Below are 11,705 nucleotides of genomic sequence, written 5' to 3' on the forward strand. Positions count from 1 at the left end.
GTCCTGGATGGTGCGTTCGCCGCGGGAATAGACCTTGACCAAGGCTTGCTCGATGAAGGCGTCAGAATACACTTTGCTCATGTTGTCTCCTAAAAATGTGAGGTGACAACTAGCGTGACACAGGGGGCATCCGGACAAAAGGCTGGGGTCAGGTCTGACATTCGGACATTTTTCGGCGTTGGCCCTACCGCTGTGGAAATGTTCATGCCCACACAACATTCAAATTATTCACGCAATAGTGATTGTCGCGCCTCTTCTCATGAAAATGTCCGAATGTCAGACCTGACCCCGGCAAAATGTCCGAATGTCAGACCTGACCCTAGCAAAATGTCCGAATGTCAGACCTGACCCCAGCAATTTGGTGTCAACATATGTTGACGCTCGATTGCTTGTCAACTATCATTGACGCATGTCCGACCTTGAATCGCTCCCGTCACCTGATGGCCCCGCCGAAGCGCTCGCTTCAGTGGTGGCGCTACGCCTGCTCGCAGACCGGCTGGAACGGCGCGCGGTATCGAACGCAATCCAACAGGGCTGGTCCTGGGCCCAGGTTGCCGAGGCACTTGGCGTTTCCAGGCAAGCAGCGCACAAGCGCCTGGCGAACGCTCTTCACGCACCCGATTTGCCCGACTAGCAGGTCCTTTGCTTCGTCGTTTCATGCAGCGTTTCAGTGATATGCGTACCATCAAGGCCATGTGCCTGGGTGCTGAAAGGCACGCAAACGCCGAGGGCCAGAAAGAACCGGGACTGGAGCACTTCGTGCTGGCGGCCCTGGAGATGCCCGACGGCACCGCGCGCAAGGCATTCGAACGCATCGGCGCAGATCCCGACCGCTTCCAGCAGGCGATTGCGCAGCAATATGCCGATGCCCTGGAGAATATCGGCGTGCAATCCCCGTCTCTCGATTCAATGCGTCTCGATGCCGCTCGCATTGCCCCAAACGATGGTCCTTACAAAGCGAAGCCGGCAGTGCAGGCGCTCATGCAGCAGTTGGCGAGCCGGCACAAGGCATACCCGGGCGAGCCGTTGCTCGGGGCCCACTGGCTGGCGGTGATCGCGACGGTCCGGCATGGCGTGGCGGCCCGGGCAATGAAAAAGCTGGGGGTTGACCTTGAGCGGCTGGTCACCGCCACACGCGCGGAAATCAATGCTGCGCCTCGCGGCTGACACCACATGCGCTAGCGGCGCACCTGCATCTTGCGCCCGGCAGCCACGACCGCGATCACCGCGAATGCAAACACGAAGTTCGACAGCTCCAGCGGCTCGTCGAGAAAAATTGCGGCGCCGACCAGGGTCAGGAACGGCTGCACCAGCTGCACCTGGCCGACCCGCGCAATGCCGCCGACCGCCATGCCGCGATACCAGAAGAAGAAGCCGATGAACATCGAGAACACTGACACGTAGGCAAAGCCGAGCCAGGCGCCGGCGCCGGCGCTGGCGCTGGCGAAGGAGCCGAAGTGCGGCCATGACAACCACAGGACCAGCGGCAACACCAGCGGCGCCGACAGCAACAGCGCCCAGCAGATCACCTGCTCGCCGCCCATCGTGCGCGCCAGGCGTCCGCCCTCGGCGTAGCCAAGCGCAGCGAGCGCGACTGCGGCGAACATCAGCAGGTCGGCCAGGTGAAAGCTGCCGCCGCTCTGGCGCAAGGCGAAGGCGATCACCAGGCCGGTGCCCAGCAGCGCCATCGCCCAGAAGCCAGGCGATGGTTTTTCGTTGCCGCGCAGCGCAGAGAACACGGCGGTGGCGAGCGGCAGGATGCCGACCAGCACCGCGCCGTGCGAGGCGGGCAGGGTGCGCAGCGCGATCGACGTCAGCCACGGGAAGCCGATCACGCAGCCGAGCGACACCATCGCCAGCGGCAACAGCGCCGAGCGTGGCGGCGGCGGCGCGCGCTTCCAGCGCAGCCAGATGGCGGCGAGCGCGGCGGCAACCAGCGCGCGCCCAAGCGCCACAAAGGCGGGGTCGAGCCCGGTCACGGCCATGCGCGTAAAGGGTAGCGTCAGGCTGAATATCGCCACGCCGGCCAGGCCAAGCAGCATGCCGCGCGTTTCGTCCGATGTCGCCGGTAGGCCGGCGTGTATTCCAATAATTTTTGTCATGAGGTATGCTAGTCGACAAAGCCAGTACAGTACCAATACACTTCTTTAGTTAATTTTTCATACTGTGACGGTAAAATGACCAATACACCGGTGACGGCCTTGCTGTCGCGCGACAGCGGAGAGACGCTGATCGACCAGATTGCCCGCTCGGTCGCCGCCCGCATCGACGACAAGCTGCTGCGCGGCGGCGCCCGCATGCCGTCGATCCGCCAGTTCGCCGCCGCCCACTCGGTGTCGGCGTTCACGGTGGTGGCCAGCTACGACAAGCTGGTCGCGCGCGGCTACCTCGAGTCGCGCCGCGGCGCCGGCTTTTTCGTGCGCGAGCGTTCGCCATTAAACACCGGCGAGCGTTCGGCGGCGCCGGCCGCCGGCGCTAGCACCAGCGAAGAGGCTGCCGATGGTCCGGGCCGGCCGCTCGACGTGGTCTGGCTGATCCGTCACATGTTCAACGCTTCGCCGACGCAGAAGGCGCCCGGCTCCGGCGTGCTGCCGGCCGACTGGCTCGATGGTCCCGGCATCGCCAGCGCGCTGCGCGCAATCGGTCGCCAGCACGCCAGCCTGCTGCTCAACTACGGCACGCCGCAAGGCTTCCTGCCGCTGCGCCAGCAGCTGCAGCGAAAACTGGCCGAACTCGAAATCGAGGCCGCGCCCGGCCAGATCGTCACCACCGTCGGTGTGACGCAGGCGCTGGACCTGGTGGCGCGCGAATTCACCCGCCCCGGCGACACGATCTTCGTCGACGACCCGGCCTGGTACTTGATGTTCGGCTCCTTCGCCGCGCTCGGCGCGCGCGTGATCGGCATTCCGCGTCGGGCCGACGGCCCGGACATGGTCCAGCTGGCGCAGCTGGCGGCGCTGCACAAGCCGAAGCTCTACATCATCAACTCGGTGCTGCACAATCCGACGTCGACGTCGCTGTCGGCGGCAAAGGCGTTCCAGGTGCTGCGCTTGGCCGAGGAACACGGCTTCACGATCGTCGAGGACGACGTCTACTGCGACCTGCATCCGGGACCGGCGGTGCAGCCGGCCACCCGCATTGCCGCGCTCGACCAGCTGCAGCGGGTGATCTACCTGGGCGGCTTTTCGAAGTCGATGGCGGCCAACCTGCGCGTCGGCTTCATCGCCACCTCGCCCGAATGGGCGCAGCGGCTGGCCGACCGCAAGATGCTGGCCACGCTGACGAGCAGCGACATCGCCGAGCGGGTGGTCTACAAGATCCTGTCCGAAGGCCTGTACCGCAAGCAGGTGGACCGCATCCGCGCGCGGCTCGACACGGTACGCGCCAGGACCGTGCGGCAGATGGAGAAGGTGGGGCTGAAGGTCGGCGTGGCGCCGACGGCCGGCATGTTCGTCTGGGCCGACGCCGGGGTCGATACCAGCGTGTTGACCGAGCGGGCGATGGCCGCCGGACTGCTGCTGGCGCCGGGCAGCCTGTTTTCGCCGAACCAGCTGCCGTCGACGAGGATGCGGCTAAATGTCGCTGCCATGCAGGAACCGACCGTCTGGGAGTTCTTGGGACGCGAAATCGGCAAGGGTTAGCCCTTGAAATTGCTTTTTCAACCCCAATCTTGCCACAATCCGTTCGTTTAAACCGTTTCACAAGAGGAAAAATAATGGCCATCGCCGAAAAAGAAACCCTTGGCTTTCAAGCTGAAGTAAAGCAGCTGCTGCAGTTGATGATTCACTCGCTGTACTCGAACAAGGAGATTTTCCTGCGCGAGCTGATCTCGAACGCGTCCGACGCCGCCGACAAGCTGCGCTTCGAGGCGATCAATAACGATGCGCTGTATGGCAACGACCATGAGCTCAAGATCATCGTCTCGTTCGACAAGGACGCCAAGACCATCACCATCTCCGACAACGGCATCGGCATGAGCCGTGACGAAGTCATCTCGCACCTCGGCACGATCGCCAAGTCGGGCACCAAGGAGTTCTTCGGCAAGCTGTCCGGCGACCAGCAGGCCGACGCGGCCCTGATCGGCCAGTTCGGCGTCGGCTTCTATTCGGGCTTCATCGTCGCCGAGCGCATCATCGTCAACACGCGCCGCGCCGGCGCCTTCGCCTCCGAAGGCGTGCGCTGGGAATCGTGCGGCGAGGGCGACTACTCGGTCGAGCCGATCGAGAAGACCAACCGCGGCACCGACGTCATCCTGCACTTGCGCGACGGCGAAGAGGAGCTGCTGTCGAGCTGGAAGCTCAAGTCGGTCATCCGCAAGTACTCCGACCACATCTCGCTGCCGATCCAGATGCGCAAGGAGGAGTGGGACGCCGAAAAGAACGAGCAGGTGATCAAGGACGAATTCGAGACCATCAACCAGGCCAGCGCGCTGTGGGCGCGCAACAAGTCGGACGTCACCCAGGAGCAGTACGATGAATTCTACAAGCATGTCTCGCACGACTTCCAGGCGCCGCTGACCTTGACGCACAACCGCGTCGAGGGCCGCAGCGAATACACTCAGCTGCTGTACGTGCCGAGCCACGCGCCGTTCGACCTGTGGGACCGCAACAAGCGCGGCGGCATCAAGCTGTACGTCAAGCGCGTGTTCATCATGGACGACGCCGAGCAGCTGATGCCGGCCTACCTGCGCTTCATCAAGGGCGTGATCGATTCGAACGACCTGCCGCTGAACGTCTCGCGCGAGATTTTGCAGGAGTCGCGCGACGTCAAGGTGATCCGCGAAGGCTCGACCAAGCGCGTGCTGGGCATGCTGGAAGAACTGGCCAACGCCGACGAGCAGGAAAAGAAGGACAAGTACACCACCTTCTGGAAGGAATTCGGCCAGGTACTGAAGGAAGGCATCGGCGAAGACGCCACCAACAAGGACCGCATTGCCAAGCTGCTGCGTTTTGCTTCGACGGCCAACGACAGCGGCGAGCAGACCACGTCGCTGGCCGAGTATGTATCGCGCATGAAGGAAGGCCAGACGAAGATCTACTACGTCGCCGGCGACAATTTCATCGCGGCCAAGAACAGCCCGCACCTCGAGATCTTCCGCAAGAAGGGCGTCGAAGTGCTGCTGCTGACGGACCGCGTCGACGAGTGGATGCTGTCGTTCCTGACCGAGTTCGAAGGCAAGGAGCTGGTGTCGGTGGCCAAGGGCGACCTTGACCTGGGCGCGCTCGAGGACGAAGCCGAGAAGAAGGAGCACGAGGAAACCGAGACGTCCTACAAGGACCTGGTCGAGAAGATGAAGACGGCGCTGGGCGAAAAGGCCAAAGACGTGCGCATCACGTTCCGCCTGACCGATTCGCCGGCCTGCCTGGTCGCCGACGAGAACGAACTGTCCGGCAACCTGCTGCGCATGCTGAAGGCGGCCGGCCAGAACGCACCAGAGTCGAAGCCTATCCTGGAGATCAATCCGAACCACCCGCTGGTGGCGCGCTTGAAGAACGAGGAAGGCGACAGCGAGAAGTTCTCGTCGTGGGCGCATATCCTGTTCGACCAGGCATTGCTGGCCGAAGGCGGTTCGCTGTCCGATCCTGCCACCTTCGTCAAGCGCCTTAACGAGATGCTGCTGTCGAAGTAAGCGTTTAGCACCGCTAACCTGAAAACCGTCGTTCCAGCAATGGCTGGAATGACGGTTTTTCGTATTGGGCGCTAGATGCCCGCCTGCGCGGTTTTTCGGGCCGGGGTGGTTTGCTACTTCGATAGTTCGGCGCAGAAGTCGGCGAGCAGCTTTTCGCCTTCAGGCCACTCGCCATGACCGGTATCGCCATTGATATGGCCGGCGGCGCCGATCTCGACGAAGCGGCTGCCCCACGCCTGCGCGAACTGGCGCGCACGCTCGATCGACACGTACGGGTCGTCCGAGCTGGCCACCACAATGCTTGGAAACGGCAGCTTCGCAAGCGGCATCGGCTTGAAGCTGTCGGCGTCGGCCGGATACGACGGCGCCTCGACGTCGCTCGGCGCAACCAGGAAGGCGCCGATTACCTTCAGCGGCGAGCCGGACGCGGCCCAGTGCGCCACCGTCACGCAGCCCAGGCTGTGCGCCACCAGAATCGGCGGGCCTTCGGCCGCGGCGATCGCGCCATCGAGCTCGCTGACCCACTCATGGCAATCGGGATTGAACCAGTCGCGGTGCGTCACCCGCCGCCAGTCGGGATGCTTGTGCTCCCACAGCGTCTGCCAGTGCTGCGGTCCTGAATTCCACAGTCCGGCCAGTACCAATACGTTGCATTCCATTGCAGCTCCTTTCGTTACAGCGCGGTTCGCAGCGAGAACAGCTCCGGGAACAGTACCACGTCGAGCATCTTGCGCAGGTAGCTCACGCCAGCGGTGCCGCCGGTGCCGGTCTTGAAGCCGATGATGCGCTCCACCGTCGTGACGTGGCGGAAGCGCCAGAAGCGGAACGCCGTCTCGAGGTCGACCAGTTTTTCGGCCAGCTCGTACAGCGCCCAGTGCTTGTCCGGATCCTGGTAGACGCCCAGCCACGCCGCCTTGACCGAGTCGTCGTGCGCGGTCGGCAGCGTCCAGTCGGCGGCCAGGCGCTGCGGCGCAATGGCAAAGCCGGCGCACGAGAGCAGCATCACCGCTTCGTCGTACACCGACGGCGCGTGCAGCTCGCGTTCGAGGATTTCCTGCGCGGCCGGCGCGGTGCTGTGGACCGACAGCAGCGCGGCGTTCTTGTTCCCTAATATGAACTCGAGTTCGCGGTACTGGTGCGACTGGAAGCCGGACGAGGCGCCCAGGAAGGGGCGGATCGCGGTGTACTCCGGCGGCGTCATCGTCGCCAGCACGTCCCACGCGTGCACCAGCTGGTCCATGATGCGCGCCACCCGCGCCAGCATCTTGAAGGCCGGCGCCAGTTCGCCGGCGCGCAGGTTGACGCGCACCGCCTGCAACTCGTGCAGCATCAGCTTGAGCCACAGTTCGCTGGTCTGGTGCTGGACGATGAACAGCATCTCGTTGTGATTCGGCGAGCGCGGATGCTGGGCGTTGAGGATCTGCTCGAGGCCCAGGTAGTCGCCGTAGCTCATCGCGCTGCTGAAGTCCATCTTGGCGCCGTGCCATTCGGCCGGGCATTTGGTGTCGTCGCTCATAGGTTCTCTGTCAGGTGACCGCGCCGCGGCTGGCGGCGATGTCGTAGGCTTGTTCGTCGAGGACGGCGCGCAGGATCTCGACCGCATCCCAGACGTCGGCAAAGCTGGTGTACAGCGGCGTGAAGCCGAAGCGCATGATGGCCGGCTCGCGATAGTCGCCGATGACGCCGCGCTCGATCAGCGCGGCCATCACCGCGTAGCCGTGCGGATGGGTGAAGCTGACCTGGCTGCCGCGGCGCTCATGCTCGCGCGGGGTGACCAGACCGAGCGGATGCTCGCCGCAGCGCGCTTCCACCAGGTCGATGAACAGGTCGGTGAGCGCGAGCGACTTGGCGCGGATCGCCGCCATGTCGGTCTCCTCGAACACTTCGAGGCCGCATTCGACCAGCGCGAGCGAGACCACCGGCTGGGTGCCGCACAGCGCGCGGCCGATGCCGTCGGCGGGCGCGAAGGCCGGCGCCATTGCAAACGGCGCCGCGTGGCTCCACCAGCCCGACAGCGGCTGGTGAAACGACGCCTGGTGCCGCTCGGGCACCCAGATGAAGGCCGGCGCGCCCGGTCCGCCGTTGAGGTACTTGTACGTACAGCCAACGGCGAGGTCCGCATCGGCCGCGTTCAGGTCGACCGGCACCGCGCCGGCGGAATGGGCCAGGTCCCACAGCATCAGCGCGCCCTGGGCGTGAACATGGCTGCCGACGGCCGCCATGTCGTGCTGGTAGCCGGTGCGGTAGTTGACGTGGGTGAGCATGACGACGGCGCAGTCGGCGTCGATCGCCCCCGGCAGTTCCTCCACCGAGTCGACCAGCCGCACGGTGTAGCCGCGCGCCAGCCAGCTGGCCAGACCCTGCGCCATGTAAATATCGGTCGGGAAGTTGGCGCGCTCGGTGACGATCACGCGGCGCGGCGCGCCCGGATGGTCCGCCTGCATCTCGAGCGCGGCGGCCAGCGCCTTGAACAGGTTCAGCGAGGTGCTGTCGGTGATGACCACTTCGCCGGCGCGCGCGCCGATCAATGGCGCCAGGCGGTCGCCGAGGCGCTTGGGCAGGTCGAACCAGCCGGCCGTGTTCCAGCTGCGGATCAGCCCTTCGCCCCATTCGCGCGCGATCACTTCGGTGGCGCGCGCCAGCGCCGTCTTCGGCCGCGCGCCGAGCGAATTGCCGTCGAGGTAAATCACGCCGGGCGGCAGGTCGAAGCGCGCGCGCAGCGGCGCCAGCGGGTCCTGTGCGTCGAGCGCCAGGCAGACGGTTCGTGTCGTCATGCGAAAGCTTTACTACTAGAGAGGGGAGACTGCATGTGGAACCCTTCAGCAATACGTGAAAGCCGTCTATACAGGCCAAAAGTGACAGTCTAACAAAGAACGGCCGCACCGCATCCGTTCAAAAATAATTCGCAACAGCCCTAAAGTTCCAGAAACCAGGGTCGTAATAGACTCCATGGAAGCAATTTAAAAGTATTTTGGATTTATTTCAAAAAAACCCTAAAGTTCCTGAAAAGTTTGACGTAACCGAAATAAGACGACAGAAGAAGCGCGTCGAAGTTTCCAGGTTTTGCAGTTTCCGCAAGTCAATTCGCCCTGTTCTCATAGGGCGCGACCACGATCACGTTGTGTTTGTCAGACAAACACTGACGGGTCGATCTCGTCATTCGCCGACGAAAAATACATCCTCCGTCCTATTTCGTAAAAGTTTCCACACAGTCAGAATGTATCCCATCGGCAATACAACTTCTTGCCGAATTTCAACGGATTCAAGGAGACGGAAATGACTGCGAACGACATGATGGCGGAAATTCGTGATGCTAATCTGAGCTACCTGATGCTCGCTCAGCAAATGATCCGTGCAGACAAGGTAACCGCGATCTTCCGTCTCGGCATCGCCGCCGACATTGCTGAACTGATCGAAGGCATGAGCAACGCCCAGATCCTCAAACTGGCAGGCGGCAACATGATGTTGGCCCGATTTCGATTTGACGACAGCGCCATCCTCTCCATGCTGACCAACTACAACAAGGACCGCAGCTTGGCCCAGTCGCACGCCGCCATCCTGATGGCCGGCCAGGCCGTCGAAGAAATCGCTTAAGTTCACACCGATTCTATCAAGCAGAGCAGTTTTGGCGTAGCAGACACGGAGTTTTACAATGAGCAAGAAAAGCGTCGTCACGGAAGCCCAGGAAATTCAGCTGGCAATTGAACTGATCCAGCTTGGCGCCCGCCTGCAATTGCTCGAAACCGAAGTCACGCTGTCGCGCGAACGCCTGCTCAAGCTGTACAAGGAACTGCGCGGAATGTCGCCGCCGAAGGGCATGCTGCCGTTTTCGACCGACTGGTTCCTGACCTGGCAGCCGAACATCCACTCGTCGCTGTTCATCAACATCCACAAATTCCTCGTCGAGCACGCCGGCGCCACCGGCATCGAAGCGGTAATGAAGGCTTACAAGCTGTACCTCGAACAAATGCCGCCTGAGCCGGGCGAAGAGCCGCTGCTGTCGCTGACGCGCGCCTGGACCCTGGTTCGTTTCTTCCAGAGCAAGATGCTGTCGATGGCCGCGTGCAAATGCTGCCAGGGCAAGTTTGTCGTCAATCAGCTCGACCTGAACGACGGTTACCAGTGCGGCCTGTGCCACATGCCTTCGCGCGCCGGCAAGACCAAGAAATCGAAGGACGCCGCGGCGGCGCTGCTAGCCGCGTGACCTCCCGCATTACCGCATTCCCATCGAGGGGCAGGGCGTGAGCCTTGCCCTTCGTCGCATCTGGCGCGCGCCGGCGGTGCAGGCGCTGCTGCTGCAGCTGGCCGCCGCGCCGCTGACGGTGGTGGCGGCGTTTCTGCTGCTGCGCGCGGGGGCGCCGGTCAGCCTGGCCGGCGCCGCCTTGCTGCAGGGCATCTTCGCCGCCGCCCTGAGCGGCTGGCGCCGGCTGGCGCCGTGGTGGCTGGCGATCCAGCTGCTGTTCCCGCTGGCGCTGCTGGCCGGGGTCGCGCTGCAGTTGCCGCCCATGCTGTTCCTCGGCGGCTTCCTGATCCTGCTATTAATATACTGGTCGACCTTCCGCACCCAGGTGCCGTATTACCCGTCGGGGCGGCGCGCCTGGGACGCGGTGGCCGCCGTGCTGCCGCCGGACCGGCCGCTGTTTTTCATCGACATCGGCAGCGGCCTCGGCGGCCTGGTTCTCGACCTGGCGCGGCGCCGGCCCGAATCGACTTTCGTCGGCATCGAGCTGGCGCCGCTGCCGTGGCTGGCGAGCGCGCTGCGCGCCCGGCTGGCCGGCGGCAGCGCGCGTTTCGTGCGCGGCGACTACGAACATCTCGACCTCGGCGCCTACGACGCCGTGTTTGCCTACCTGTCGCCGGCGGCCATGGATGGCCTGTGGCGCAAGGCGAGCACGGAGATGCGGCCGGGTTCGCTGTTACTCAGTTATGAGTTCAATATCGGTGCAAAGCCGCCGGACATTAACATAATGCCTACAGGTGCCGGCCCGGCGCTTTATGGTTGGCACTTTTAGGCGACACAGCGTCATAAACGGGGCGGTTTTACTTGCCCGGTGGCCATTCTCACGCTATTGTAGTTCCCTAGGACAATTTTTTGCTCGATCGCCACGTGATTCGGTCGACACCCATTGTCACTATTTCCACTCAGTTGTTTGAACATTCATGCCGGGCCCGGGCCCGATCATTTTCCACCTTGGGAGTCAGCGCTCTTGTTAGTCATCATTGGATATATCGTCGTCTGCGCCTCGGTGTTCGGCGGCTTCGCCCTCAGCGGCGGCCACCTGGCTTCGCTGTTCCAGCCGCTCGAGCTGCTGATGATCGGCGGCGCCGCGGTGGGTGCTTTCCTTGTTGGCAACAATGGCAAGTCGATCAAGGCGACCATCCAGGCGCTGCCGTCGGTGCTGAAGGGTTCGCGCCACACCAAGGAACTGTACATGGAGATGATGTCGCTGCTGTTCGACATCCTGTCCAAGGTGCGCAAGGAAGGCCTGATGTCGATCGAAGGCGATATCGACAAGCCGGAAGACAGCCCGCTGTTTTCCAAGTACCCGGGCGTGCTGGCCGACCACCACATCGTCGAATTCATGACCGATTACCTGCGTTTGATGGTGTCGGGCAACATGGATGCGTTCCAGATCGAAAACCTGATGGACAACGAAATCGAGACCCATCACCACGAAGGCGCGGTGCCGGCCCATTGCATCGCCAAGCTCGGCGACGGCCTGCCGGCGTTCGGCATCGTCGCCGCGGTGATGGGCGTGGTGCATACGATGGAGTCGGTCGGCATTCCGCCGGCCGAGCTGGGCATCCTGATCGCCAAGGCGCTGGTCGGCACCTTCCTCGGCATCTTGCTGGCGTACGCCTTCGTCACGCCGCTGTCGAGCCTGCTCGAACAGAAGCTGGAAGAGTCGACCAAGATGTTCCAGTGCGTCAAAGTCACCTTGCTGGCCAGCCTGAACGGCTACGCGCCGGCGCTGGCGGTGGAATTTGGCCGCAAGGTACTGTTTTCGACAGAACGGCCGACGTTCGGCGAACTCGAAGACCACATCAAGAAATCGAAGACCAAGTAAGCCGCTCG

Annotated in this window: 12 protein-coding genes; 8 read left to right on the top strand and 4 right to left on the bottom strand. The window is 63.2% G+C overall.

The annotated features are described in order from the left end of the window. The first annotated feature begins 409 nt into the window (after positions 1 to 409). Both CR105_RS29460 and CR105_RS05595 read left to right on the top strand, forming a co-directional pair. Entirely contained in the window at positions 410 to 634 is a 225-nt protein-coding gene (locus tag CR105_RS29460; RefSeq protein WP_099787473.1) for a helix-turn-helix domain-containing protein, read from the top strand. Positions 635 to 642: 8 nt separating this feature from the next. After that, positions 643 to 1,167, top strand: coding sequence for a Clp protease N-terminal domain-containing protein (locus CR105_RS05595; protein WP_229413658.1), 525 nt, complete (start codon positions 643 to 645; stop codon positions 1,165 to 1,167). A gap of 11 nt (positions 1,168 to 1,178) precedes the next feature. Here CR105_RS05595 and CR105_RS05600 read toward each other — a convergent pair whose 3' ends face one another. Further along, on the bottom strand, positions 1,179 to 2,102 hold the full coding sequence (locus CR105_RS05600) for a DMT family transporter (RefSeq protein ID WP_229413659.1): 924 nt from the start codon (positions 2,100 to 2,102) through the stop codon (positions 1,179 to 1,181). 75 nt (positions 2,103 to 2,177) lie between these two features. On the opposite strand from CR105_RS05600, the gene CR105_RS05605 reads away from it, so the two are divergent. Together CR105_RS05605 and htpG are read left to right on the top strand one after the other, a co-directional pair. Beyond that, on the top strand, positions 2,178 to 3,641 hold the full coding sequence (locus CR105_RS05605; protein ID WP_099787476.1) for an aminotransferase-like domain-containing protein: 1,464 nt from the start codon (positions 2,178 to 2,180) through the stop codon (positions 3,639 to 3,641). Between the two features lie 74 nt (positions 3,642 to 3,715). Then, on the top strand, positions 3,716 to 5,629 hold the full coding sequence (gene htpG / locus CR105_RS05610) for a molecular chaperone HtpG (RefSeq protein WP_099787477.1): 1,914 nt from the start codon (positions 3,716 to 3,718) through the stop codon (positions 5,627 to 5,629). Positions 5,630 to 5,742: 113 nt separating this feature from the next. Here htpG and CR105_RS05615 read toward each other — a convergent pair whose 3' ends face one another. From CR105_RS05615 to kynU, 3 genes are read right to left on the bottom strand one after another with little or no spacing between them, the layout of a single operon-like run. Continuing rightward, on the bottom strand, positions 5,743 to 6,288 hold the full coding sequence (locus CR105_RS05615) for an RBBP9/YdeN family alpha/beta hydrolase (protein WP_099787478.1): 546 nt from the start codon (positions 6,286 to 6,288) through the stop codon (positions 5,743 to 5,745). A 14-nt stretch (positions 6,289 to 6,302) separates the two neighbouring features. Next, positions 6,303 to 7,232 carry a tryptophan 2,3-dioxygenase gene (gene kynA, locus CR105_RS05620; protein WP_370660672.1) on the bottom strand — a complete coding sequence of 310 codons (930 nt, stop codon included), beginning with the start codon at positions 7,230 to 7,232 and terminating at the stop codon, positions 6,303 to 6,305. After that, positions 7,156 to 8,403 (bottom strand): kynureninase, encoded by a 1,248-nt coding sequence (kynU, locus tag CR105_RS05625; RefSeq protein WP_099787480.1) that lies wholly within the window; start codon positions 8,401 to 8,403, stop codon positions 7,156 to 7,158. Before kynU ends, kynA begins: the two co-directional genes overlap by 77 nt. A 502-nt stretch (positions 8,404 to 8,905) precedes the next feature. Here kynU and flhD point away from each other — a divergent pair. The 4 genes from flhD to motA all read left to right on the top strand — a co-directional run bounded on the left by flhD (position 8,906) and on the right by motA (position 11,697). Continuing rightward, positions 8,906 to 9,223 (top strand): flagellar transcriptional regulator FlhD, encoded by a 318-nt coding sequence (gene flhD, locus CR105_RS05630; protein WP_099787901.1) that lies wholly within the window; start codon positions 8,906 to 8,908, stop codon positions 9,221 to 9,223. A 58-nt stretch (positions 9,224 to 9,281) separates the two neighbouring features. Continuing rightward, positions 9,282 to 9,833: a flagellar transcriptional regulator FlhC gene (gene flhC / locus CR105_RS05635; RefSeq protein WP_099787481.1), complete on the top strand. Its 552-nt coding sequence runs from the start codon at positions 9,282 to 9,284 to the stop codon at positions 9,831 to 9,833. A 37-nt stretch (positions 9,834 to 9,870) separates the two neighbouring features. After that, positions 9,871 to 10,641, top strand: a complete 771-nt coding sequence (locus CR105_RS05640; RefSeq protein ID WP_099787482.1) for a class I SAM-dependent methyltransferase — start codon at positions 9,871 to 9,873, stop codon at positions 10,639 to 10,641. A gap of 195 nt (positions 10,642 to 10,836) precedes the next feature. After that, positions 10,837 to 11,697 carry a flagellar motor stator protein MotA gene (gene motA / locus CR105_RS05645; RefSeq protein ID WP_099787483.1) on the top strand — a complete coding sequence of 287 codons (861 nt, stop codon included), beginning with the start codon at positions 10,837 to 10,839 and terminating at the stop codon, positions 11,695 to 11,697. Positions 11,698 to 11,705: the final 8 nt, after the last annotated feature.

Origin of the sequence: Massilia eurypsychrophila (genome assembly GCF_002760655.1) — a bacterium.
Taxonomy (GTDB): domain Bacteria; phylum Pseudomonadota; class Gammaproteobacteria; order Burkholderiales; family Burkholderiaceae_D; genus JAFCUW01.